This window comes from Cryobacterium sp. TMB1-7, from assembly GCF_004402435.1.
Classification (GTDB): domain Bacteria; phylum Actinomycetota; class Actinomycetes; order Actinomycetales; family Microbacteriaceae; genus Cryobacterium; species Cryobacterium zongtaii.
Genome location: NZ_SOFZ01000024.1, coordinates 34,625 through 59,548 on the forward strand (window position 1 = coordinate 34,625; position 24,924 = coordinate 59,548).

Genomic DNA, 24,924 nt, shown 5'->3' on the forward strand with positions numbered 1-24,924 from the left:
CGAGCACGCGGCCGCCGCGGCCGCACCGCGAGTTGCCGCAGATACCCCCTTCGAGGGCTCTGAAGGGGCACTTTCCCGCAATTCGGGAGAGTCCGGCTCGCGAGTTGCCGCAAACTCCCTCATGAGCAGCTCTGAAGCGGCACTTTCGAGCAACTCGCGCACGCCGGGCGACGCGGGGGTCGTGCTCGACGGGGTGTCTCTGAGCATCGAGGGCACGCGCATCCTGCAGGGTGTCTCGGCGACCCTGCCGCCCGGCACCGTCACGGGGCTTCTCGGACCGAACGGGGCGGGCAAGTCCAGCCTGTTGCGCATCATCGCGGGCATCGACCGGGCGGATGCCGGCACCGTCACCCTCGACGGCGCCGTCGTGGGGCAGCTGCGGCGGCGGGAGGCCGCCCGGCGCATCGCCCTGCTCGAGCAAAACGTGGCGCCCAGCGTGGACCTGTCCGTGCGGGAGGTGGTGCTGCTCGGCCGCATCCCGCACCGCAGCCGGCTGCTGGGCAGCTTCGGCGGCGAGGACGACCTCGCCGTGGCCACGGACGCGCTGACGATGGTGGGCGCCACCGACCTGGTGGACCGGCGCTGGCACACCCTCAGCGGTGGCCAGCAGCAACGGGTGCAGATCGCCCGCGCCCTGGCCCAGCGGCCGAGCCTGCTGCTGCTCGACGAACCCACCAACCACCTCGATGTGAGCGCCCAGCTGTCGCTGCTGCACCAGGTGCGCGGGCTGGGCCTCACCTCGGTGCTCGCCCTGCACGACCTCAACCTCGCCGCCGCCTATTGCGACCACATCGTGCTGCTGCAGGGCGGCCGACTCGCGGCGTTCGGCACCCCCGCCGAGGTACTGCGACCCGACACCATCCGGGCGGTCTACGGCGTCGACTGCGACATCGTGCCGCACCCCCGCACGGGACGGCCGGTGATCGTGTTCTCCGGGCCCGACGAGCAGCCGCCGCCATCCGCCCCGCCCGCGGCGCGAGATGCCACTTCAGGCCCCCTCAGCGCCCCGCAACCGGCCGCAACTGGCAACTCGCGCCCCACTCCCCCACGAAATGCCACATCGCGCCCCCTCAGCGCCGGTCAACCGGCCGCAACTGGCAACTCGCACCAGCACCCCTAGGCCTGCAGAAGGAACCCCATGACCCGAGTCACAGTTCTCGCCGGCGGTGTCGGCGGCGCCCGCTTCACCCGCGGGTTGCTGCAACAGCTGGCACCAGGCGACGAGCGAATTGCCGCAAATGCCCCCTTCGGCGGCCCGGAAAGTGCACATTCCGGCACGTCGGCGCAGGACGGCACCGCCGGCGAGGTCACTGTGATCGTCAACACCGGCGATGACATGTGGCTGGACGGGCTGCGTATCTGCCCCGACCTCGACACCTTGATGTACACCCTCGGCGGCGGCATCAGCGAGGAGCAGGGCTGGGGCCGGCCCGACGAGTCCCGGCGCACCTCCGCCGAGATCGCCGCCTACGGGCGCGGCTGGTCCTGGTTCACCCTCGGCGACCTCGACCTGGCCACCCACATCGTGCGCACCGACCTGCTCCGGGGCGGCGCCACCCTCAGCGCCGCCACCGAGTTCCTCTGCCGCCGCTGGAAGCCCGGCGCGCGCCTGCTCCCGATGAGCGACCAGTTCGTGGAGACCCACGTGCGCCTGGCCGCCGACGCCGACGAGCACCGCGCGGGCGACCTTATTCACTTCGAGGAATGGTGGGTGCGCTACCGCGCCGGCCAACCCGTCACCGAGTTCGTGCAGGTGGGCCTGGCCGACGCCGTCGCGGCGCCCGGCGTGATCGACGCCATCCTCAGCGCCGACCTGGTGATCCTGCCGCCGTCGAACCCCGTCGTCTCGGTCGGCACGATCCTGAGCATCCCTGGCATCCGCGAAGCCCTGCGCGCCACCACCGCCCGGGTCGTGGGCATTTCACCGATCATCTCCGGCGCCGCTGTGCGCGGCATGGCCGACACCTGCCTGACCACCATCGGCGTGGAGACCTCCGCCCTCGCGGTGGGCCTGCACTACGGCTCCCGCCAACGCGACGGCGTGCTCGACGCCTGGCTCGTCGACGAGACGGATGCCGACGCCGTGCCCGCGCTCGAGGCCGCCGGCATCCGTTCGACCGCCGTGCCGCTCTGGATGAGCGATGTGGCCGCCACGGCGCAGATCGCCGCCGAGGCCCTGCGGATCGCCGCCGACCTGACGGCCGCCGCTCACCCGGCGACCCATGACCTGCCGATCGCGGAGTTCGCCTTTCCCGGCCCGCTACGCGACCAGCTTGTCGCCGCGATCCTGGACGGCTCGAAAACGTCGACGACGTCCACACTCATCGAATACGGCATCGAGGACGAGCCGCTGCCCGTGATCGGCAGCCGGCAGGTCGTGATCGACTCGGCCGGCCGCCCGGCGGCGATCATCGAGACCACGGGGATGCGCGTGGTGCGTCTCGGTGCCGTGGATCTCGACCACGCCCGCGCTGAGGGCGAGGGTTATGACTCCGTGGCCGCCTGGCGGGTCGGCCACGAGTCCTTCTGGCACAGCGACGACATGCGCGCGTACCTCGGCGATCCTGCCTTCACCGTCACCGACGACACCGAGGTCGTGCTCGAACGACTGCGGCTGATCGAGGTGCTGCCCCGCGCCTGACCCGCCCGGCCAAGCGGAACTCCGCCGAGCGGCCTACTATCACCGGTAAGCCGGTTCGATTGTACGGAAGGCGGAACTGTCATGGACACTGCCACGGTCATCTGGATCATCGTGGGTATCGTCGTCGTGCTCGCGATCATCGGCGTCATCGCGGTCGTCGCGTCCCGGCGCGGCCGGGAGCAGCGCGAGAAGAAACGCCGTGCCGACCAGCAGCGGGCCGAGGAGATGCGCCGGGACGCGGAGGCCCGTGCCCTCGACGCCCGCGAGAACGAGGCCAAGGCCACCCGGGCTCAGGCTGATGCCCAGCAGGCGCAAGTGGACGCCGACCGCCTGCGCCAGGAGGCCGACCAGCGCCAAGCCCAAGCGCAGGAGCTGCGCGCCCACTCCGAGAAGCAGAGTCGGCATGCCGACGAGATCGATCCGACCGTGGACACGCGCCACGGCGGACGCCACGACGACCCCGCGACAGGTGTCGGCACGGCAGACGAGCGCCAGGAGACCACCAAGGCGCGCCACACCGATCCGCCCCCGCCGCAGAGCACCGAGAACCGAACCTGAGACAACCGCATACCGCCGCGAGCGAAGGGCCAACCTCATGTCTCCAACTCCCCCGCCGCCCCGCGTCTACGGCACCTGGCCGGGCGGGATGCCGTTCCTCGCCGTCGGCGCCGGCCCTCCGCTGGTCTTCCTGGCCGGGATCACGCCCAACCACGAGCCGCCTACGGGCTCCGACCGGCGCTTCCAGACCCGGCAGCTGCTGCCCTTCGCCGCGTCCCGCCGGGTGTGGTGGGTGAACCGCCGCCCTGGCCTCGAGCCCGGCGCCACCATGGCCGATATCGCCGCCGACTACGCCAACGCGATGCTGCGGCGCTTCGACGAGCCCGTCGACGTGATCGGCGAGTCCACCGGCGGCAGTGTGGCGCTGCAGCTGGCCGCCGACCATCCCGCCGTGGTGAAACGGCTCGTGATCGTGTCGGCCGCGTATCGGTTGGGCGACGAGGGCCGGGACACCCAGCTTCGGACCGCCGACAACGTGCTCGACGGACGACCGAGGGCCGCCAGTGCCGAAATGATGCGCATGCTCGGAGCCGGCACTCAATCCAGGCGGCTGCTGGCTGCTCTCGGCTGGTTGGTCGGTGCGCGATTCTTCGGCCACACCACGGCCGACCTGATCACCACGATCCGGGCCGAGGATGCCTTCGACCTGCACACCAGGCTGGCCGATATCGTCGCCCCGACCCTGGTGATCGGCGGGGGCCGGGATGCCTTCTACTCGGCCGAGCTGTTCCGCGAGACTGCCGAGGGCATCCCCCGCGGCACCCTGGCCCTGTACCCCGGGCGCGGGCATCTGGGCACCATGCTGGATCCCCGGTTCCTGCCGGACGTGCTCTCGTTCCTGGACCCGCCCGACGACGCCGGCTCGCCGGCCACCCTGGCCGAACCGGGCGTGGGCAACGATGACATCACGCGCTGACCAGTGAGCCTGCATGCTCCGGCCGCACCTCGGTACAGTGAGTGAGACATCCGCCCCACATCGAAGTGAGCACAGTGGAAAAATCCCGCGCCACGGTCCGATCGGCATCTCCCGTCGTTCCGTTTCTGCCCATCATCGTGGTCGGTCTGATACACCTGGGCGCCATCCTGTTGTCGCTGCACGGCCTGGCGGAGTGGACGAAGCCGCTGCTGATGCCGGCCCTGGCGACCGGGCTCATCTGGGGTGCGCCGCAGCGTCGCTCGCCGGCGATTGTGCTCGGGGTGGTCGCGCTGTTCTTCTCGTGGGTGGGAGACGTCACGATCCCGTGGTGGTTCGTCGTCGGCCTGGTCTTCTTCCTGCTGGCGCACATCACCTACCTCGTGCTTTTCGTCTCCCGGATCGCGGTACGCCGGGTGCAATGGTGGGCCATCGCCTACGCGGTCTGGCTCGTCGTGTTGCTGATGATCCTGGGCCCGCATACCGGCTCGCTGCTGGTTCCGGTCATCGCGTACGGCATCGTGCTCTCCGCCATGGCCGCCTTCGCGTCTCGGTGCAACCGCTGGGTCGCCTGGGGCGGGGCGCTGTTCGTCGTCTCCGACTCGCTCCTGGCGATCAACAGGTTTTTGCCGGATGCCGGCATCCCCCTGGCGGATTTCCTGATCATGGTCACCTATATCGCGGCCCAGACGCTCATAGTGTGGGGGCTATTGCGGCACGAGCGGGCTCGGGCGGCTACGGCGTAACAGCCGCATCGCGTTGACGATCACGAGGAGAACGGATGCCTCGTGCACGAGCATCCCCACGGCCATGGTCACGCCGCCCCACAGCACCCCGGCCAGCAGCAGCGCCACCGTGACCAGGGCGAGGGCCACGTTCTGATGCATGGTGCGCACGGTGCGCCGGGCCAGGTCGATGGCCGCGGGGAGCATCAGCAGGTTGTCACCCATCAGGGCGATGTCGGCGGTTTCGACCGCCACCGCAGACCCGGCCGCGCCCATCGCGATGCCGATGTCCGCGGTGGCCAGCGCCGGGGCGTCGTTCACGCCGTCGCCCACCATCGCCACAACGTGGCCGTCCTGTTGCAGCCGCGTCACGACGTCGAGCTTGTCCTCCGGCAACAGCGATGCCCGGATCTCGTCGATGCCGACCGCGGCGCCGACAGCCGCGGCCACCAGCGGCCCGTCGCCGGTGAGCATGATGACCCTGTGCACCCCGGCGGCGCGCAAGGCCGCCACCATACCGGCGGCGTCGGGGCGCACCTCGTCGGCGACCGCGAGGACTCCGGCCACGGTGCCGTCGATCACGACGATCAGCGGCGTACGCCCGCGGGCGGCGAGGTCGGCGGCCACCGTGACGGCCGCTTCCGGGTCGTCGATGGCGTGAGCGGCCAGCAGCGCCGGGTTGCCGATCAGCACGGAACGCCCGGCCACGGTGGCGGTGATGCCCTGGCCGGGGATCGACGTGATGGTGTCGGGCAGGAGGGTTCCACCGGCACCGCGATCTGCCGCACCGACCGTCTCCAGGGCGTGCTCCGCTGCGGCCAGCACGATCGCTCCGGCCAGCGGATGCTCGGAGCCGGCCTCGGCCCGAGCGGCCCAGCCGAGCACGTCGGCGCGGGTCAGCTCGGGGTTCAGCACCACGACGTCGGTCAGCCGCGGGCGACCCCTGGTGAGGGTTCCGGTCTTGTCGACGGCGACGACGGTGACCTTCGATGCGCTCTCGAGGAACTCGCCGCCCTTGATCAGGATTCCGGACCGGGCGGCGCGGCCGATGCCGGCGACGATCGCGACGGGAATCGAGACGACCAGGGCGCCTGGGCAGCCGATGACCAGCAGCGTCAGCGCGAGGAACAGGTCGCCGGAAAGCAACCCGACGACCACGGCGAGCACCAGGATGCCTGGGGTGTACCAGGCGGAGAACCTGTCCATGAAGACCTGGGTCGGGGCGGTGGCATCCTGCGCCTCCTCGACCCTGTGCACGATGCGGGCCAGGGTGGTGGCCGCACCGACCTCGGTGGCCTCGACCTGCAACAACCCGCCGGTGGACATCGTGCCGGCAAAGACCCTGTCGCCGGGAGCCTTGGCCACCGGGAGGGATTCGCCCGTGATCGAGGCTTCGTCGAGGGTGCCGGTGCCGTGCCGCACGGTGCCGTCCACCGGAACCCGCGCGCCGGACTTGACCAGCACGGTCTCCCCGGTGAGCACGTCGGCGGCCGGCACCTCGGTCTGCGCACCATCGCGGAGCACCAGGGCCACGTCGGGGGCCAGCGCCACAAGGGCGGTCAGGGCGGACCGGGTGCGGTTCAGGGTGGCCGTCTCGAGGGCGTGGCCGATGGCGAACAGGACGGTCACCGCTGCGGCCTCCCAGTATTCGCCGAGCACGATCGCGCCCACCGTGGCCACGGTGACGAGCAGGTCGATGCCGACCACCCGCCCGGACAGGCCGCGCAGGGCCGCCCGGGCGATCGGGGCGCCGGCCACAACGGCGGCCGCCACCATCGCCGCGTCCGAGGCCAGGCTCAGCGCGGGCACCGGGCCGGCCAGCCAGGCCGCCGCGATCAGCGTCCCTGATACCACCGGAATCGTCCACCGGGTGTTCAGGCGGCGGCCGATCCCGGCCGCGGTGCGCATGTCACTCCCCCAGCTTGGCCGGTCAGAACGCGGCCAGGCGGGCGGGGTAGCCGGCCTTGCCGACCGCGGCGATGAGGGCATCCGTGCTCACGACGGCCGGGTCGTGGTCGATCTCGATGCGGGCGGAGGAGAAGAACACGGCGACGCCGATGACGCCGGCCAGTCGACCGATCAGCTTCTCGATCTTGGCGACGCAGGAGGGGCAGGAGAAGCCGTCGGCCCGCAGGATGGTGTGGGTGCTGGGTGAGGTGAGGGTGGTCATGATGGGTGCCTTTCGGTGTGCCGTGCACCCCGGTTGACCGGGGCATTCACGACGTTACGGAGGCTGCCGGGCGGCGACCATGACGGCCGTCACTTTGCCGCGAGCAGACCGGTCCGGTCGAGCACAGCGGTCCAACGCCGACCCGAGTCGATCAGCCCGTCGCGGCGGAGCCGGCTCATCGTGCGGGACACCGACTCGGCGCTGGTGCCGGCCATGGCGGCCAGGTCGGCCCGGGTCAGGGGCAGCTGGATGAGGGTCGCGCCGGGCTCGTCACCCGGCACACCGAAGGTGTCGGCCAGGCGGAGCAGGCCGGCCGCCACCCGTTCGGTGACGGTGTTGGAGGCCTGCTGCTCGGTGGAGCGGGCACGGGCGAGACGGTCCGAGACCACGTCGAGCACGCCGAGAGCCACCGACGGATGCGCGAGCATCACCTCGCGGAAGGCGCCCGCGTCGATGCGGAGGGCGCAGGTGGTGACCAGGGCGACGGTCGTCTCGGTGTATCCGCTGCGGCCCGCCCAGGTGAGGCCGCCGAGCACGTCGCCGGGCCCGAAGAAGTCGAGGCTGGTGCGCTGGCCCGTCGGGGTGGTGCGGAAGGCCTTCGCCTGGCCGGCCGCGAGCAGGTAGACGTGCTCGGCGGGGTCGCCTGCGGTGAACACGGCCTCGCCGGCCGACCAGCCCAGCGACTGGATCCGTGCGCCGATCGAGGCCAGCTCAGTGCCGGACAGGCCGTGGAAGAGGCCGATCTGCTCGAGGATCCGCAGTTGCATCGCGGGCGGGCACGGGTGCGGGCGACCGCAGGTACTGCGCAGCGGTACCGAGCGCAGCGGCACCGACCGCCGGGCCTCACTCACGGGAGCACCTCGAGGATGCCGCGGGCGCCCTTCTCGGCATCCGACATGACGTGGCTCACGAACGGGTAGTGACCGGCCTGGCCGAAGGTGAGCTCCACGAACCCGCCCTGCGCCGCGGCGAGGTCGAGCACCTGGGAGCCGCCGGTTCCGGTGCTGCCGCCGTCTTTGAGCGTGTAATCGCCCTCCTTATAGACGGTATCGAACTGGCCGCCGACGACGTGGAAGGCGCTGCCCACGTTGGGTCCGGCAGCCAGCACCCAGACGCGAACGGTCTCACCCACCCGGGCCGCGAGAGGGCGGGCGGCATACTGGTTGGCGTAGCCGTTGAAGACGACCAGGTCTGGGGTCTGCGCCTCGACCTTGAGGTCGTCGACCTCGCCGCCCTGCGTGCCGAGGTAGAGCTCGGACTGCACGACGAGGTACTCCCGATCCACCTCGGCCAGCCCGGGCGGGTCGATGATGACGGCACCGAACATGCCGTTGGCAATGTGCACCGACATGGGCATGGTGGAGCAGTGGTACAGCCAGATGCCGGACCGGGTGGCGGTGAACGTATAGACCAGGCTCTCGCCGGGTTGGATGGTGCGCATCACCTCATCCGGGGCGACGTCGCCGGCATGGAAGTCGATGGAGTGCCCCATCGTGCCCTCGTTCACCAGGGTGATCTCGAACACGTCGCCCACAGTGCCGCGCAGAGTGGGGCCGGGCGCGGTGCCGTTGAAGGTCCACAGCATCTGGGTGACCCCCGGGGCCACCTCGGTCTCCACATTGCGCACGGTCAGGGTCTGCCGGTGCACGGTGGCGGATGCGGCGGGCGGCAGTGCGGCGTCCCTCGCCTGGAAATCAGCGTCGGGTTCAGCCATCGGGTCGAGGTCGTCGGCGGCGGATGCCCCAGTCGCGGCCGCGCCGTGGCCGGCGTGGCCGGAGTCAGCCGCGGCCATGTCATCCGCGGTCATGTCGTCAGTGGCGCTGCCGCCGCCCACCGCGATGATGCTGATCTCCATGCCCAGCAGCCGGTGTCCGGCGATCGAGCACCAGCCGTCCACACTCGCGCCGATCACGCCCACTGCCACGGTCTCGGTGGCGCCAGGGTCGAGCGACGAGGAGACCAGCCCGGACTCGAGCACCAGGTTGTGCACCATGTCATCGCTATTGGTGAGTTCGATCACCAGTTCGTCACCGACCGGCACCTCGATGCGGTCGGGTACGAAGCGGGTGTCCACCATGTTCACCGCCACCGTGGTGGTGTGCCCGGTCGCGGCGGCGGCCGTGCCGGCGGCCGGGGCGGCCATGGTCGACAGGCCGATTGAGGCCGGGTCGGCCACGATGCCCGCGGTCACCGTGAGCAGCAGCACGGTCGCGGCCGCGAGCATCCGTCCGGTGCTGCGGGGTCGCTCGGTCGGCGCGGTGCGTTCGCCCGGCGCGATCCGCACCAGCGGGAGGGCGCGTACCCGACGGTTGGTGCGGAGGGCCAGGGTGAACAGCACCAGGAAACTGGCCAGGGTGCCCACGGTCAGCACCGACAGCAGCACGGTAATGGTGCTGGAAACCGGCAGGAGCAAGAGGACGAGGGCACCGTTGACGAGGACGACCCGGACCAGGCCGCCGCGGTCGAGTTCGGCCGCGGTGGCCTTGAGGGCGGGCGGGCCGCCGCCGAGCACCACGGGCACCAGGTGACTCAGGGCGCCGAGCAGGATCTGGGCGGCGAAGCCGACCGCAAAGTAGGGCACCAGGGTCTCCACGCCGGCGGCGGCCGCGGTCCAGCTCGGGGCGAGTACCAGCTGCAGGCCGAAACCGAGGGTGCAGAGCGCGAACCAGACCATCGCGGCGCCGAGGCTCCACGCCGCGAAGGTGACCGCGGGCGCGCGGCGCAGGTGGCCGACGGCCTCCCAGAGCACCCGGCCCAGCCCGGCCAGGTAGACCAGCACGCCCAGGGCCACGATCAGGCGCAGGTCGGCCAGGCAACCGAGGGCGAGCAGACCGAGGGCGCCCACGAGCACCATCAGGGTGTGCCCGCCGGCGAGCGTGGCGCCCTCCACGCGGGTGTGCAGCACCGTGGGCCAAAGCAGGGCGATGGTGCCGATCACGGTCAGGCCCACCCAGCCCAGTAGGTTGAGGCCGAGGTGCCCGATGAAGAGACGTTCGTAGTCCTCACCGCCACCGTCGAGCCTGGCCATCAGGATGCCCAGGACCACGCCGGCGGCCAGCATCAGCGCACTGGCTACGTAGTAGCGCACCAGCGGGGCGAACCGGCCCGGCATCGCGCCGCGGGACTGGCCGACGATCACGATGGCGTGAATGATCGCGTTCAGGCCCACCAGGATGCCGCCGACCAGCACCAGCGGGTACCCGTCGATGACCATGCCCGTCATCACCAGGGTCGCGCCCACGGTGTGGACGCTCAGCCGCAGCCCCAGCGAAAGCCGGTGGCCGAGGGCCTTGCGTCGCAACAGGGTGTCGGCGAAGTGCTGGCTCCAGATCAGGATGGCGGTGCTCACCGCGCCGAGCAGCAGCAGGTGCACGAGCAACCACCCCGATGACGGCACCAGGCGGTGCAAAAAGGTGAAGACCACCGCGGCGACCAGCCAGGCCGGCACCAGGATGCCCGAGACGATGTGCCAGAGCTTGTCCTTCATAAGAGCGAGCCTCGCGGGGAGGGTGCCGGCGGCACGGCGGTACTGCGCGCTGCTGCTCGCGCGGGCAACACGGTGCTGCCGCGCAGCACCGAGACCACGGCGATCAGTACAAACAGCAGCACCGCGACGATGTTGAAGACGCCGCCCCACTGCACCAGGGCCGGCACACCGTAGGCGTCACCGAACAGGACCCGGGCCAGCAGCGAGGCGTGCAGCAGCCCGGCCGGCAGGTACATGATCGGTCGGTAGGGCAGCGGTCGGCGCAGCACGGCAGGAAGGATGGTGGGGGCGTGGGCCATGATCATCGACATCACAAAACCGAGGAACACGGCGTGCATCATCGCGTCGTAGCCGGGACCGGAGTAGACCGGGCCCTGCAGGAGCCAGATGCCGCCCACCACGACGAGCCAGCCGTAGCCGGCCAGGAGGCACCAGGCCATGTAGCGGGGCAGCCCGACCGAGCGCACCATGCGGGTGGCGATGTCGTGGCGGAACAGCCAGGCCACCAGCGCCAGCATCCCGGCGCCCAGGAGGGGGTAGCCGGCGATCGGCCAGACCAGGGCGATGACCGAGCCGAAGCTGAGGGAGAGGCTGATGCCGAGCATCCACTGTTCGGCTCGACGGTTCACGGTGGGCGAGATGCGGGACAGCTCGAGGCGCTCGCCGGCGATGGTGAGCACGAGGTAGAGGATGAGCAGTGGCGCGAGCTGCGGGATGCCGATACCGCGCAGCCACAACACCGTGGCCATCAGCCCGGCGACGGCGCCGAGCACCTGCACAGCGGTGGACACCGACCCCTGCCGGCGCCAGATCTCGGCGTAGATGGCCAGCAGCACGGCGCAACCGGCGACGAGGGCGACCTGGCCCACGACCACCGGCAGCGGCGAGATGAGGGCCAGGCCGCCGGCGCCGAGCAGGCCAGGGGCGAGGTACGCCCAGCCGCGGCGCACGGCCACGGCCCGCTCGAGCACGACGACGGTGCCGACGAAGCCGAACACCATCAGCGGCCCGTGCACCGCACCGAGCCGCGCGCTGTCGACCGGGGCCGCCAGGCCGAGCAGCAGCAGGGCGCCGTCGAGGCCGGCGAGCAGGGCGATGCCGCCGAGGAGCAGGAAGACCAACCGGCCGGTGACCTTCGGCCGTGCCGCCGGGCCGGTGCCGCGCAGGGCGCTGCCGGTGCGGCGGAGGGGGCTGAGCGTGGTCATCGGCGGCGGCAGGCGGGCAGGTGCCGGCTAGTTGGCGCGGGTGAGGCGGATGGTCCAGGTTTCGGGGCCGTTCTCGAGGTACGAGACGACGAAGTCGCCGGGGCGGCTGCTCTCGAGCTGGCCGAGCAGCGGCAGCGGGTTGTGCGAGGCGATCAGGTCGAGGGCGAAGCCGGGCTGGATGGCGCCGAGGGCTCCGAAGATCGTGGCGTGGCGGATGGCGTGCGGGATGGTGCGGGAGTCGAGGACGATCTTCTCGGTGTCCTCGTGTCCACAGGCGCAGGCATGCCCGGCGGGGGCTTCGACATCCACGGCACCGGGGCGGCTGGATGAGAGGTTGATCGGTTCGGCAGTCACAGAAATTCTCCTTCGCCGGGTCGAATGACCCTAGTGAGTCACTTTAGAGGATGTCTATCCTTTTAATCGGGACGTTCGTCCCATCGGCCCAGGCCGCAAGAAGAATCGGCAGGAACGAGAAACAGATGGCAACCAGGGTGTGCGCGGAATCCGAGCTCGAGCTCGGCGAGGCGATCAAGGTGATGGTCGACGGTGTGGCGGTCGCCCTGGTGAAAGACAGCGCCGGAAACTGCTTCGCGCTCGGCGACATGTGCTCGCACGCAGACATCTCCCTCTCCGACGGCTTCGTCGAGGGCGACGACCTGGAGTGCTGGGCGCACGGCGGCCGGTTCGAGCTGTCCACCGGGCGGGCCCGCACCCTGCCGGCCTCAGAGCCGGTGCCGGTCTACCCGCTCACCATCGTCGACGGCGACGTCTACGTGGACGTAACCGCGCAGGTCGACGTGTCCTCCTACGTGGGGTGACAGTTCGCGAACTGTGAGAAAAGCACCGACTTCGGCCCGCACTGGGGGCATTTCCCTCAGTCCGCGAGACCCGGAGGCAACTCCACGAGGCAGAGGTCGGGCTGCACGAACGGGAGCAGGCGGATGGCGGACGCGTCGTGCCCTCGCTCCCGCACCAGGCCCTGGATCAGGCCCAGGTGCACCGAGCAGACCACATTGGGGTTGGCGCGCGCCTCGGCCCGGAACGGGCAGGCCGGCAGCGCGATGGTGTTCTCGTCTGCGCGCAGCTGAGGCTCGAAGCCGATCTCGGTGAGCACCCGCAGCAACGGAGGCACCATGTCGGTTCCGGCCGAGGCGGCGGACGGGGTGCCCACCAGGTCGACCGGATCGGCGGCATCCGCCCCGGCCGCGTACTGCGCCGACCAGCGCTCGCCGGCGCGCACCGAGCGGGCGCGACCGCCGTCGGCGTCCTCGCCGATCACCGAGGCGAGGGCCTGGGTGAGCTGCAGTTGGGCATCTTCGACGGGCAGCGGCGCCGCCACCGGGCTGAACAGCACGTGCGGGCGGCCACGCTGGCCGGCCCTGGCCACCTGGCGCTCGACCAGTCCCGCGGCCTCGAGCTGCTCCAGGTGGAACCGGGCGGTGGTGACATGCAGGCCGATGCCCGCGGCGACGGTGACGGCGTCCAGCGGCTCGGCGGCAGCGGTGAGCAGGCCCAGCACCCGGCGGCGCGGCTCACTGGCCAGGGCCGCGTGCCTGGCGTCACTCTGATCGGTCGAAACCATGATTTTAGAGTAGCAGCGTGCGGTTAAACCGGACCGGGCGGCGATCATCCGCCGATGTAGGACATCTCGATCTTCGTGCCGGAGGAGCGCACCGCTCCGGTCTGGGCGCTGCGCAATGCGGAGGCCCGGTCGGTGCGCTGCCGCCAGATGGAACCCATCGCGGCCGAGAGCTGCTCGTCGCTGCTGCCATCGCGAAGCAGCGCGCGCAGGTCATGGCCGCCGCTGGCGAACAGGCACGTGAACAGCTTGCCGTCGGTGGAGACCCGAGCGCGGGAGCAGGTGTGGCAGAACGACTGGGTGACGCTGGAGATCAGGCCGATCTCGCCCTCGCCGTCGACGTACCGCCAACGACGGCTGGTCTCGCCGGCGTAGTTGGGCGCCACTTCCTGCAACGGCAGTTCGGCGTGGATGCGGTCACGCACCTCACTGGACGGGAGCACGGCGGCCATGTCCCAGCCGTTGCTCGTGCCCACGTCCATGAACTCGATGAATCGCAGGATGTAGGGGGTGCCCTTGAAATGCCGGGCCATGTTGACGATGTCGTGGTCGTTCTGGCCGCGCTTGACGACCATGTTGATCTTGATGGGACCCAGGCCGACGGCGTGGGCGGCGTCGAGGCCGGCCAGGATGCGGGCGACCGGGAAGTTGACGTCGTTCATCGTGCGGAAGGTGGTGTCGTCGAGGGAGTCGAGGGAGACAGTCACGCGCTTGAGGCCGGCATCCTTGAGCGCCTGCGCCTTCATCGCCAGGGCGGAACCGTTGGTGGTGAGGGCGATGTCCACGGGCCGGCCCGCCGGGGTGCGGAGGGCGGCGAGCATTGCGATGAGCTCTTCGAGGCCCTTGCGCAGCAGCGGTTCGCCGCCGGTGAGCCGGATCTTCTCCACCCCGTGCGCCACCGAGATACGCGCCAGCCGGGTCATCTCCTCGAACGAGAGCATCTCGTCGCGGGGCATGAAGGCGAAGTCCTTGCCGAAGATCTCCTTGGGCATGCAGTACACGCAGCGGAAGTTGCACCGGTCGGTGACCGAGAGGCGCAAGTCGTGCAGCGGGCGACCGAGGGTGTCGACGAGCTGGGTATCCGGGGCCGGGGCAGGCCCGAGCGGCACATCACCGGCCAGCGGCTCGATGACGCGCACGGGAATCGGTACGCCGGACATACACCGACCCTAACCCCGAACGGTTCGGGTTCGCCGCATCGTGTCCGGTCGCAGCGGCCGCGGCGGGCACGGATCATTTTTCACGGTGTTCGCTCGTTGTCGGGGCCTTCGGCGACGGTCAGGCTGACCTTGAGCGCACCAGCAGGTGCGCTCTCATCCGACCGGAAACCAGGAGCTTTCATGTCAGCCGCCGCTTCCACCGCCGTCAGCAGCCGCCTCGAACCGGACCTGTCCAACTGGGACCCGGAAAACGAAGAGACGTGGGACTCCAAGCTCGCTTGGCGCACGCTCTGGATCACCACCTTCAGCCTGACGCTCGCGTTCGCCTCCTGGTACTTGGTGAGCGCGATCGCGCCGCGACTGAACGACATCGGCTACTCGCTGACGCCCGGCCAGCTGTACTGGCTGGTGGCCCTGCCCGGCTTGGCCGCCGGCATCCTGCGGCTGGTCTTCATGTTCCTGCCGCCGATCATGGGCACCCGCAACCTGGTGGCGATGTCGTCCGGGCTACTGATCCTGCCGATGCTCGGCTGGACCCTCGCCGTACGCGACACCTCCACCCCGTTCTGGGTGCTGCTCTGCCTGTCGTTCTCGGCCGGCATCGGCGGCGGCGCGTTCTCCGGCCTGATGGCCTCCACCAGCTACTTCTTCCCCAAGCGCCTGGCCGGCACCGCGCTCGGGCTGCAGGCGGGACTGGGTAACTTCGGTATCGGCCTCATCCAGCTTCTGCTGCCCTGGGTTGTCGGTTTCGGTCTGCTCGGCACGGCGGCCCTCACCCCGCAGTCCAGCGCGAACGGCGAACTGGTCTGGCTGCACAACGGTGGGCTGGTGCTCATCCCCTGGGCTCTGCTCGCGATGGTGCTCTCGATCCTGTATCTGCGCCGGGTGCCCATCACGGCCAACTTCGCGCAGCAGGTGGACATCTTCAAGATCAAGCACACCTGGATCATGACCGCCATCTACCTGATGAGCTTCGGCGCATACAGCGGCCTGGCCGCCCAGATGGGCCTGATCATCCTCAACGTCTACGGCGACTTCCCGGATGCACCCAACCCGTTGGCATTCGCGTTCATCGGCCCTGTCGTGGGAGCCGCCGTGCGAGCGGCCAGCGGCCCGTTCTGCGACAAGTTCGGCGGCGCGGTCTTCACCTTCGTCGGCGGTGCCGGCATGGTGGTGGGCACGGTTCTGACCGCGTTCTTCCTCACCCCGTCGAGTGTCGGCGAGTTCTGGGGCTTCCTCACCGGGATGCTGATCATCTTCTTTTTCGCGGGTCTGGCCAACGGCGGCACCTTCAAGCAGATGCCGATGATATTCCCCAAACGCCAGGCCGGCGGCGCCATCGCCTGGACCTCCGCGATCGCGGCGTTCGGCCCGTTCATCGTGGGCATCGCGCTCACGGCGATCAGCCCGACAGCGTTCTTCATCGGCTGCGCCGTGTTCTGCGTCTTCTGCACGGTCCTGGCCTGGATCTTCTACGCCCGTCCCAACGCCCCCTACCCCGGCTAGCCCCTCCGCCCCCCTCACCCCGCCATCCCCCGGCGGGATGCCCGGCGGGGCTGGTGGGGGCGGTGTTTCGTGGCGGGCCTGGCCCGACGGCCGACGGGCGAAGAGGTTATCCACATTTTGATATTTGCTCACACAAAGCTTCGTATTCGGGCTAGATTCGGGGCATGACAAACCAGTCGAGTATCGCAGCTACGTTCGCCACTCATCGCGGTGATGCGCTGGTGGAAGCCGCGGAGAATGTGGCCCGGTTAGGGTCGTGCAGCGTTGACTACGACGCGTTGTCGGATGCCGCTGTCCTGGCCGGTCAGCGCACTCTCGCGCAGGCCCAGCGCGAGCTCGACACCCGCAAGGCGTGGCTGGCGAAGACCCTGGCCCAGCGTTCCCGATGGGAGCTGGGCCAGTCCGGTCTGGCTGCGCAGCAGGGTTTCCTCAACCCCGAGGCCTTGATCCAGGAGCTGACCGGCACGAGCAAGGTTGAGTCGAGGAAGCTCGTGGGGGTGGGCCGGATGCTCGCCGAGGCCGAAGATGCCCAAGCGCAGGCGGCCGCGTTCCTGGCTGCCGAGGACGAGGCGGCCCGCCGGTTGTCCGACAGTGCGCTGGATGGCGCGCTCGACCCGGACTCGTCCGACGCCCGGGACTTTGCGGTTCCGCTGTCGCCGCCGGCCCCGGCACCCTGGCACGCCCCGATCTCGCACGCCGTGACCGGCGGCACCCTCTCGATCGATGCCGCGCACGCCCTACGCACCGGCCTGGGCGATATCGATACCGTCGTCACCGGCCCGGTCCTCGCCGACGCCCTCGCCAGGCTGCTCGCCGACGCCGCGGCGATGGACGTGGACCAGCTCCTCAAACGGGCCCGGCAGACGCGCGACAGCCTCGACGAGGCCGGCATTAGGATACGGGAACAGAAAGCCTGGGACGACCGCTACCTGCGCATCTGGACCCTGAACACCGGCCAGGTCCGCATCGACGGGCTCTTCCCGGCGGAACAGGGCGAGTTCATCAAAGCCACCTTCGACAGTCTCACCAGCCCCCGTCGCGGCGGCGTGCGCTTCGTCGACACCGAACGCGCCGCCTGGGCCAAACGCGTCAAGAACGACCCCCGCAACACCAGCCAAATCACCTGCGACGGCTTCCTCGACCTCCTCAAAGCCGGCACCACCATCAACCCCAACGAGATGCTCGGCGGCCGCCGCCCCGCCGTGCAGATCCTCACCACCACCGCCACGACGGCCCGGCCCGCAGCGCCCGCGAAACCGGCAGGACCGGCAGAACCGGCCAACGCCGGCGAACCCGCCGCCGACAACATCCTGATCTGCCTACCCGGCCAAACCGGGCACGGCTACATCGAGGGCAACAACGCCCCGGTCTCCCCCGAAACCATCGAACGCCTCATCTGCGACTCGGGAAGTGTTGAGATCACCGTCGACGAGTTCAACCGGCCCCTGGACCTGGGCCACGAACAACGCCTGTTCAACCGGGCCCAACGCCGGGCCCTCGCCGCCCGCGACGGCGGCTGCCGGTGGCCCGGCTGCGACCGCCCACCAGCGTTCACCGAAGCCCACCACATCGAACACTGGCTCAGAGACCACGGCAGAACCGACATCAACCAGGGCATCCTGCTCTGCCACGCCCATCACCTGCTGCTCCACAACCAGCACTGGCAGATCTTCGAAAACACCGGCCGCTACTGGCTCCGCCCACCCACAACCATCGACCCCGGCCAAACACTCATCGAGATGCCCGGCCGCAACCCAGCCACGACGCACCTAAGCCCCAGCCGCTGATCGAGCTCGCTGAGATCCCCCGACCCGGGGCGCGTTCGCGACTCACCTCACCAGGTCTCGACACACTCGACCAACGCGGCGGGAACCGCCCCGCACACACCTCGCCAGGTCTCGACACACTCGACCAACGCGACGGGAACCGCCCCGCACACACCTCGCCAGGCCTCGAGGAGCTCGGCCGACGACGAGGGGTGTTAGCGGCGGATGTTGGTGCGCGAGCGGGAGGGACGGGCGGGCTCGTCGGCGCGCGGAGAGACCCGCACGTTCGGGAGCTCGGCCTTCTCCCAGCCGCGCTGCACCGGGCGGGCGCCGGAGCCCTTGTGCGTGTCGCGAGAGCGGTAGATCACGTAGGGCCGCCAGATGTAGCCGATCGGGGCGGAGAACACGTGCACCAGTCTGGTGAACGGCCAGAGCAGGAACAACGCGGTGGCGGTGAGCACGTGCAGTTGGAAGAAGAACGGCACGTCGCTCATCAGCGACGGGTCGGGTTGCAGGCCCCACAGGCTGCGGATCCACGGCGAGATCGAGCCGCGGTAGTCGTAGCCAGCACCGAGCACCTGGTGCAGCACGGTGGCGACGGTGCCGAACACGATGGTGCCGCCGAGGAAGATGTACATCACCTTGTCCATCACCGTGGTGGCCAGGTGCACCCGGGTGACCAGGCGCCGGCGGATGATCAGGATGATCAGCCCGGCGATGGTCAGCACCGCCGCGACGCTGCCCATCCAGGTGGCCCCGAGGTGGTAGATGTGCTCGGTGACGCCGAAGAACTCCAGCCATGGCTTGGGGATGAACAGGCCCACCACGTGGCCACCGATCACCATGATCATGCCGTAGTGGAACATCGGCGAACCCCAGCGCAGCAGCCGGTTCTCGTAGGTCTGGCTGGAGCGGGAGGTCCAGCCGAACTGGTCGAACCGGTAGCGCAGGATGTGGCCGACCACGAAGGTGGCGGCGGCGATGTAGGGGAACGCCACCCACAACAGGTAATCGAGCGGGGTCATCGGCGTACTTCCTCACTGGACGCGCCATGCGCGGAAAACGGTTTGAGATTGCCGAGGTAGGTCATGCCGACGGTCTCGGTGGGCGGGCCCTCGTTGACGAGGTCCAGGTAACGCTTGCGAGTCTCATCGTCGATGGGCGGCAGCGACAGACAGACCGCTTCGACGAGGTGCGCGTAGGGACTGTTGACTTTCTCGAGCGCCGCACGCAGCACCTCGATACCGTCCCGGTGCGAGGAAAGCAGCTGACCGGCGATCGGCGAATCGGAGAGCGCGGAGAATTCGAGCACCATCGGCAGGTAATCGGGCAGCTCGTCGGCGTCGACCTCCCAGCCGGCGGCCCGGTACGCCTCGACGAACCGCACCAGCGCCATGCCGCGCCGGCGGGTGTCGCCGGCGGCGTAGTAGCTCAGGTATGGGCAACACTTGCGCTTGAGGTCGAAGGTGGCCGTGAAGTGCACCTCGAGCTGCTGCTGGCTCAGCTCGTCGGCGGCGGCGAGGAACGCGGCGAACGCGGCGCGCAACGCATCCGGCAGGTCGCCCAGCGACGCGGCGACGACCGCGAATTTGGCGCGGCGCTCCTCGTCCGGGTAGTCCAGCAACAGGGACGCCGCCATGTGCGCGATGCGCCGGTCCTGATCGTCGAGCGCGAGAGCGGCCACCCGCCGGGGGGCGAGCTTGGGCATTCTCATGCGGTGGCCTCCGGGCTCGGCTTGGGCGGGAACATGCCCGGCGGCACCGTGCCGCCGGTCCAGTTGAGCAGGTTGACCCGGCCCGGGGTGGTGGGCTTGGTCTTCTCGCCGCCCTTGCCGGTCATCTCGTTGTAGTTGGATACGGTGCCGGCCAGCGGCATGCCGGGCTCCTGGCCGAACGGTCCGGCGTTCTGGCCCGGTCCACCCATGCCGGGTCCGCCGTCGGTGTCGAGCGAGCAGGCCAGCTCGTCGAGTTCGCGGGCGGTCTCCACGTGAGCTTTGGGGATCACGTAACGGTCCTCGTACTTGGCGATGGCGAGCAGCCGGTACATGGCCTGCATGGTCTCGCCGGTCATGTTGACGGCGCGGGCGATGCGCTCGTCCGCCGGCCGGCCCAGGTTGATGTCGCGCATGTAGGAGCGCATGGCGGCGAGCTTTTTCAGCGACGCCTCCACGGGCCGCACGTCACCGGCCGAGAACAGGCCGGCCAGGTACTGCACCGGGATGCGCAACCGGTCGATCGCGGCGAACAGGGTGCGGGCATCCTCACTGTCGGCTTGTGTGGTGGAGACCACGTCGACCACCGGGGACAGCGGCGGGATGTACCAGACCATGGGCATGGTGCGGTACTCGGGGTGCAGCGGCAGCGCGATCTTGTACTCGGCGATGAGCTTGTAGATCGGGCTGTTCTGCGCGGCGAGGATCCAGTCGTCTTCCATGCCCTCGGCCTTGGCCGCGGCGATGACCTCGGGGTCGAACGGGTCGAGGAAGACCCCGCGCTGGGCATCCAGCAGATCCTGGTCGTTCTCGATCGACGCGGCGGCGAGCACAGCGTCGGCGTCGTAGAGCATCAGGCCGAGGTAGCGCAGCCGCCCCACGCAGGTCTCCGAGCAGATGGTGGGCTTGCCCTGTTCGATCAACGGGTAACAGAGCGTGCACTTCTCGGCTTTACCGGTCTTGTGATTGAAGTACACCTTCTTGTAGGGGCAGGCGGAGACGCACATGCGCCAACCACGGCAGCCGTCCTCGTCGACAAGCACGATGCCGTCTTCCTCGCGCTTGTACATGGCGCCGGAGGGGCACGCCGCGACGCAGGCGGGGTTGAGGCAGTGCTCGCAGATACGCGGCAGGTAGAACATGAAGGTGTTCTCGAACTCCATCTTCACGTGCTCGCTCATGGTGGCGAGGATGGGATCGTCGGCGGCTGTCTCCTGCGAGCCGCCGAGGTTGTCGTCCCAGTTGCCCGACCACTTGATGTCCATGTTCTTGCCGGTCAGCAGCGACTTCGGCCGCGCGACCGGGCTCTGGGTGCCGGCCGGCGCGGTGGTAAGCATGTCGTAGTCGTAGGTCCACGGCTCGTAATAGTCGTCGATCACGGGCAGGTCGGGGTTGTCGAAGATGTGCAGCAGCTTGCTCAGCCGACCGCCGGCGCGGAGCTTCAGCCGGCCGCGCTTGGTGCGCACCCAGCCGCCCTTCCACTTCTCCTGGTCTTCGTACTGGCGCGGGTAGCCCACGCCGGGTTTGGTCTCCACGTTGTTGAACCAGGCGTACTCCACGCCGGTGCGGTTGGTCCAGACCTGCTTGCAGGTCACCGAGCAGGTGTGACAGCCGATGCATTTGTCGAGATTCATGATCATCGACATTTGAGCCATAACGCGCATTTAGTACTCAACCTCCTGGCTGCGTCGACGGATCACGGTGACCTCGTCGCGTTGGTTCCCGGTCGGGCCGAGGTAGTTGAAAGCGAATGAAAGTTGGGCGTAGCCGCCGATCAGGTGCGAGGGCTTGAGCAGGATGCGGGTGAGCGAGTTGTTGGTGCCACCGCGCAGTCCGCTGGTCTCGGCGACGGGCACGTTGATGGTGCGGTCTTTGGCGTGGTACATGTACACGGTGCCCTCCGGCATCCGGTGCGAGACGATCGCCCGGGCCACGACAACGCCGTTGCGGTTGTACGACTCGATCCACTCGTTGTCGCGCACGCCGATCTTGTCGGCGTCCTGCGGCGACATCCAGATGGTCGGTCCGCCCCGGGAGAGCGAGAGCATCAGCAGGTTGTCCTGGTACTCGGAGTGGATCGACCACTTGGAGTGCGGGGTGAGGTAGCGCACGGCCACCTCGGCGCGACCCTTCGAGCCGGGTGCGCCCGTGGACTTCGTTGAGCCGACGACCGAGTCGTCGAACAGTCTGTGCATGTCCAACGGCGGCCGGTAGATCGGCAGCTGCTCGCCGAGCTCGATCATCCAGTCATGATCGAGGTAGAAATGTTGCCGCCCGGTGAGGGTGTGCCACGGTTTGAGGTGTTCGACATTGATAGTGAAGGCGCTGTAGCGGCGTCCGCCGTGCTCGCTGCCCGACCATTCCGGCGAGGTGAGCACGGGAACCGGAGCGCCCTGCACATCCTTGAAGGTGAACCGGCGCCCCTCGTTGTCGCTGGCCAGGTGGGCGAGCTTCTGCCCGGTGCGCTCCTCGAGCTGCCGGAAACCCTGGGTGCCGAGGCGCCCGTTGGTGGTTCCGGAGAAGGCGAGCACCATCTCGCAGGCGTGGATGTCGGTGGCCAGCTTCGGCCGGCCGGCCGCCGGTCCGGACTCGACGAGACCGTTCTTGGTGCCGAGGTACTCGATTTCCTTGTCGGGGTCGTATTTGACGCCCTTGATGGTCATGCCGAGCTTGGCGGTGAGCGGGCCGAGGGAGCCGAGCTGCGCGGCGAAGGCCGGGTAGTCACGTTCCACCACGACCAGCCGCGGCATGGTGATGCCGGGAATCAGGTCGGGATTCTCCACCACGATGCCGTGCGGGGTGGCCATGGCGTCGGGGGTGTCGTGCATCAGCGGCGTGGCAACGAGGTCGCGGCGCACACCGAGGTGTGTCTCGGAGAACTCGGACACTTTCTGGGCCAGCAGGTGGAAGATGTCGAAGTCGGTCTTGGACTGGAACGGCGGGTCGATAGCCGGGTTGAACGAGTGGATGAACGGGTGCATGTCGGTGGTGGACAGGTCGTGCTTCTCGTACCAGGTGGCCGGCGGCAACACCACGTCGCTGTAGATGGTTGTGGACGTCATCCGGAAGTCGCTGGTGACCATCAGGTCGAGCTTGCCCTCCGGGGCCGACTCATGCCACTTCATGGTGTGCGGGCGCTTCTCCTCCGGGGATTCCGGGGCGCGCACCGCGCTCTGGGCGCCGAGCAGGTGCTTGAGGAAGTACTCGTTGCCCTTGCCGGAGGAGCCGAGGATGTTGGCCCGCCAGACGACGAGCACCCGGGGGAAGTTCTCCGGCGCATCCGGGTCTTCGCAGGCGTAGCCGAGGCTGCCGTCCTTGAGTGAATCGACCACGTACTGGGCCGGGGCGACCCCGGCCGCATCGGCGTCGTCGACGATGTCGAGCGAGTTGCGGTTGAAGGTGGGGTAGCTGGGCATCCAGCCGCGTTTGGCCGATTCGACCAGGCAGTCCGCCGTGGTGCGTCCGGTGAAGGTGCCGGTGGCCAACGGGCTGGCGAGGGTGTCGGCGCTGAGGCCGTCGTAACGCCACTGGTCGGTGGCGAGATACCAGAATGCGGTGCCGATCATGGCGCGCGGCGGGCGTACCCAGTCCAGGCCGAAGGCGTACTGCGCCTGGCCGGTGACCGGGCGCACCTTCTCCTGACCCACATAGTGCGCCCACCCGCCACCGTTCACGCCCTGGCAGCCGGTCATGGTGGTCAGCGCGAGGAAGGCGCGGTAAATGGTGTCGGAGTGGAACCAGTGGTTGGTGCCTGCGCCCATCAGGATCATCGAGCGGCCGCCGGAGTCTTCGGCGTTCTGCGCGAACTCCCGGCCGATCCGGGCCGCGGCCTGCGCCGGCACGGAGGTGATCTCCTCCTGCCAGGCGGGGGTGCCGGGCGAGGAGGCGTCGTCGTAGCCGGTGGGCCAGACGCCGGGCAGGTTCAGTTCGTCGCGGCTGACGCCGTACTGGGCCAGCAGCAGGTCGAAGACCGTGGTGACCAGCTGGCCGGCTACCATTCGCACGGGCACGCCGCGGCGGATGACGCCGGCGCCGCCGGTGTGCTCCTCGCCCTCTTCGCCGGTGAGGGCGGAGACGTCGAAGCGGGGCATGTCGATGGCGGCGCTCCGGCCGTCGTGGTCGGGGCTGTCGGCGATGGAGAGCAGCGGGTCGACGCCCTCCAGGTCGAGGTTCCACTTGCCGGCGTCGGTTTCGCTGAACCGGTGGCCGAGTGAGCCGTTGGGCACGACCGCGTGGCCGACCTGGTCGAGCAGCACGGGCTTGAAGGTGGCGCTGGCGACGGTGGAGGCCGTGTCGGGCAGGGCATCCGCGGTGAGGAACTTACCGGGCACGTAGGCGTCGCCGCGCGGAGTGAGGGTGATCAGGTAGGCGGAGTCGCTGAACTTCTTCATGTAGTCCACGAACTGCGGGGTGCGCCGGTCGACGAGGAATTCCTTGAGCACGACGTGGCCCATGGCCAGGGCCAGGGCGCCGTCGGTGCCGGGGTGCACGGCCAGCCACTCGTCGGCGAACTTGGAGTTGTCGGCGTAGTCAGGCGAGACGGTGATAACTTTCTGACCGCGGTAGCGGGCTTCGACCATGAAGTGCGCGTCGGGGGTGCGGGTCACCGGGACGTTCGAGCCCCACATGATCAGATAGCTGGAGTTCCACCAGTCGGCGGATTCGGGCACATCCGTCTGGTCGCCGAACACCTGCGGGGAGGCGACGGGCAGGTCGGCGTACCAGTCGTAGAACGAGAGCATGGTGCCGCCGAGCAGGGTGATGAACCGGTTGCCCACTCCATGGGAGACGATCGACATGGCGGGGATCGGCGAGAAGCCGGCGATCCGGTCGGGTCCGTAGTTCTTGATGGTGTGCACCTGGGCGGCGGCGACGATCTCGGCGGCCTCGTCCCAGCTGGCGCGCACCAGGCCACCCTGCCCGCGGGCACTCTTGTACGCCTTGGCGCTCTCCGGGTTGCCGGTGACCTCGGCCCAGGCGAGCACCGGGTCGCCGGTGCGGGCCTTGGCCGCGCGGTACAGCTCGAGCAGCACACCGCGCACGTAGGGGTAGCGCACCCGGTTGGGCGAGTAGGTGTACCAGCTGAACGCGGCGCCGCGGGGGCAGCCGCGGGGCTCGTACTCTGGCGAGTCCGGACCCACGGAGGGGTAGTCGGTCTGCTGGGTCTCCCAGGTGATGATGCCGTCTTTGACGTACACCTTCCAGGAACAGGAGCCTGTGCAGTTCACGCCGTGGGTGGACCGCACCTCCTTGTCGTGGGTCCAGCGGTCACGGTAGAACGAGTCGGCGTCGCGGCCGCCCTCGAGGAACAACGAACGCAGGTCTGGGGAGGTTTCACCGCGGCGCAGGAACCGGCCGAGGTTGAGGATTGAGTCGGTGATGGGACCGTCGCTGCCGGGTTTGGCGGATGTGGCCCCGGCTCGGCCATTTCGTGAAAAGACAGAATTCTTGACTGATTTCACGAAGATCTCCTAGCGCTGCCGGCGTCGCCACGGTCAGCGAT

Annotated in this window: 20 protein-coding genes; 8 read left to right on the forward strand and 12 right to left on the reverse strand. The window is 69.3% G+C overall.

Annotation, left to right across the window (positions count from 1 at the left end):
* Window positions 1–121 precede the first annotated feature (121 nt).
* The 5 genes from E3O60_RS11045 (at window position 122) to E3O60_RS11065 (ending at window position 4,858) form a co-directional block, all read left to right on the forward strand.
* Complete coding sequence (locus E3O60_RS11045; RefSeq protein ID WP_103478525.1) at window positions 122–1,120, forward strand: ABC transporter ATP-binding protein; 999 nt, start codon at window positions 122–124, stop codon at window positions 1,118–1,120.
* A gap of 18 nt (window positions 1,121–1,138) precedes the next feature.
* Window positions 1,139–2,641: a 2-phospho-L-lactate transferase gene (cofD, locus tag E3O60_RS11050; protein WP_194087778.1), complete on the forward strand. Its 1,503-nt coding sequence runs from the start codon at window positions 1,139–1,141 to the stop codon at window positions 2,639–2,641.
* An 81-nt stretch (window positions 2,642–2,722) separates the two neighbouring features.
* Entirely contained in the window at window positions 2,723–3,199 is a 477-nt protein-coding gene (locus E3O60_RS11055; RefSeq protein ID WP_088457453.1) for a hypothetical protein, read from the forward strand.
* A gap of 37 nt (window positions 3,200–3,236) precedes the next feature.
* The gene (locus E3O60_RS11060) at window positions 3,237–4,115 is read left to right on the forward strand and encodes an alpha/beta fold hydrolase (RefSeq protein ID WP_198415047.1); all 879 of its coding nucleotides are present in this window, start codon (window positions 3,237–3,239) and stop codon (window positions 4,113–4,115) included.
* A 74-nt stretch (window positions 4,116–4,189) separates the two neighbouring features.
* Window positions 4,190–4,858 (forward strand): lysoplasmalogenase, encoded by a 669-nt coding sequence (locus tag E3O60_RS11065; RefSeq protein ID WP_088457455.1) that lies wholly within the window; start codon window positions 4,190–4,192, stop codon window positions 4,856–4,858.
* Here E3O60_RS11065 and E3O60_RS11070 read toward each other — a convergent pair.
* The 6 genes from E3O60_RS11070 to E3O60_RS11095 all read right to left on the reverse strand — a co-directional run bounded on the left by E3O60_RS11070 (window position 4,820) and on the right by E3O60_RS11095 (window position 12,053).
* Window positions 4,820–6,745, reverse strand: coding sequence for a cation-translocating P-type ATPase (locus E3O60_RS11070; protein WP_088457456.1), 1,926 nt, complete (start codon window positions 6,743–6,745; stop codon window positions 4,820–4,822). The two genes, E3O60_RS11065 and E3O60_RS11070, sit on opposite strands and share 39 nt — an antisense overlap.
* 22 nt (window positions 6,746–6,767) lie before the next feature.
* A complete protein-coding gene (locus E3O60_RS11075; protein ID WP_088457457.1) occupies window positions 6,768–7,007 on the reverse strand; it encodes a heavy-metal-associated domain-containing protein in 240 nt (79 codons plus the stop codon).
* Window positions 7,008–7,096: 89 nt separating this feature from the next.
* Entirely contained in the window at window positions 7,097–7,858 is a 762-nt protein-coding gene (locus tag E3O60_RS11080) for a Crp/Fnr family transcriptional regulator (protein ID WP_241993247.1), read from the reverse strand.
* The gene (locus tag E3O60_RS11085) at window positions 7,855–10,494 is read right to left on the reverse strand and encodes a multicopper oxidase domain-containing protein (protein WP_134498081.1); all 2,640 of its coding nucleotides are present in this window, start codon (window positions 10,492–10,494) and stop codon (window positions 7,855–7,857) included. Before E3O60_RS11085 ends, E3O60_RS11080 begins: the two co-directional genes overlap by 4 nt.
* Window positions 10,491–11,699, reverse strand: coding sequence for a hypothetical protein (locus E3O60_RS11090; protein ID WP_194087779.1), 1,209 nt, complete (start codon window positions 11,697–11,699; stop codon window positions 10,491–10,493). Before E3O60_RS11090 ends, E3O60_RS11085 begins: the two co-directional genes overlap by 4 nt.
* A gap of 27 nt (window positions 11,700–11,726) precedes the next feature.
* Window positions 11,727–12,053: a DUF2249 domain-containing protein gene (locus tag E3O60_RS11095; RefSeq protein WP_240632282.1), complete on the reverse strand. Its 327-nt coding sequence runs from the start codon at window positions 12,051–12,053 to the stop codon at window positions 11,727–11,729.
* A 125-nt stretch (window positions 12,054–12,178) separates the two neighbouring features.
* Between E3O60_RS11095 and E3O60_RS11100 the strand changes: the two genes are divergently transcribed.
* Window positions 12,179–12,517, forward strand: a complete 339-nt coding sequence (locus E3O60_RS11100) for a non-heme iron oxygenase ferredoxin subunit (protein WP_103459341.1) — start codon at window positions 12,179–12,181, stop codon at window positions 12,515–12,517.
* Between the two features lie 56 nt (window positions 12,518–12,573).
* On the opposite strand, the gene E3O60_RS11105 is transcribed toward E3O60_RS11100, so the two are convergent.
* Window positions 12,574–13,281, reverse strand: coding sequence for a metalloregulator ArsR/SmtB family transcription factor (locus tag E3O60_RS11105; protein WP_166788986.1), 708 nt, complete (start codon window positions 13,279–13,281; stop codon window positions 12,574–12,576).
* 44 nt (window positions 13,282–13,325) lie between these two features.
* Window positions 13,326–14,438, reverse strand: a complete 1,113-nt coding sequence (gene moaA / locus E3O60_RS11110; protein WP_134408649.1) for a GTP 3',8-cyclase MoaA — start codon at window positions 14,436–14,438, stop codon at window positions 13,326–13,328.
* 180 nt (window positions 14,439–14,618) lie between these two features.
* Here moaA and E3O60_RS11115 point away from each other — a divergent pair, with 180 nt between their 5' ends.
* Both E3O60_RS11115 and E3O60_RS11120 read left to right on the forward strand, forming a co-directional pair.
* Window positions 14,619–15,944, forward strand: coding sequence for an MFS transporter (locus tag E3O60_RS11115; RefSeq protein ID WP_088457463.1), 1,326 nt, complete (start codon window positions 14,619–14,621; stop codon window positions 15,942–15,944).
* Between the two features lie 164 nt (window positions 15,945–16,108).
* Window positions 16,109–17,731, forward strand: coding sequence for a DUF222 domain-containing protein (locus E3O60_RS11120; RefSeq protein ID WP_134498083.1), 1,623 nt, complete (start codon window positions 16,109–16,111; stop codon window positions 17,729–17,731).
* Between the two features lie 194 nt (window positions 17,732–17,925).
* Here the strand turns inward: E3O60_RS11120 and narI are convergent, their stop codons facing one another.
* From narI to E3O60_RS11140, 4 genes are read right to left on the reverse strand one after another with little or no spacing between them, the layout of a single operon-like run.
* Window positions 17,926–18,735 (reverse strand): respiratory nitrate reductase subunit gamma, encoded by an 810-nt coding sequence (narI, locus tag E3O60_RS11125; RefSeq protein ID WP_134480768.1) that lies wholly within the window; start codon window positions 18,733–18,735, stop codon window positions 17,926–17,928.
* On the reverse strand, window positions 18,732–19,424 hold the full coding sequence (narJ, locus tag E3O60_RS11130) for a nitrate reductase molybdenum cofactor assembly chaperone (protein ID WP_240632283.1): 693 nt from the start codon (window positions 19,422–19,424) through the stop codon (window positions 18,732–18,734). The genes narI and narJ overlap by 4 nt, the downstream gene beginning before the upstream one ends.
* A complete protein-coding gene (narH, locus tag E3O60_RS11135; protein ID WP_088457467.1) occupies window positions 19,421–21,085 on the reverse strand; it encodes a nitrate reductase subunit beta in 1,665 nt (554 codons plus the stop codon). The genes narJ and narH overlap by 4 nt, the downstream gene beginning before the upstream one ends.
* The gene (locus E3O60_RS11140; protein ID WP_240632517.1) at window positions 21,086–24,802 is read right to left on the reverse strand and encodes a nitrate reductase subunit alpha; all 3,717 of its coding nucleotides are present in this window, start codon (window positions 24,800–24,802) and stop codon (window positions 21,086–21,088) included.
* Between the last annotated feature and the right edge of the window lie 122 nt (window positions 24,803–24,924).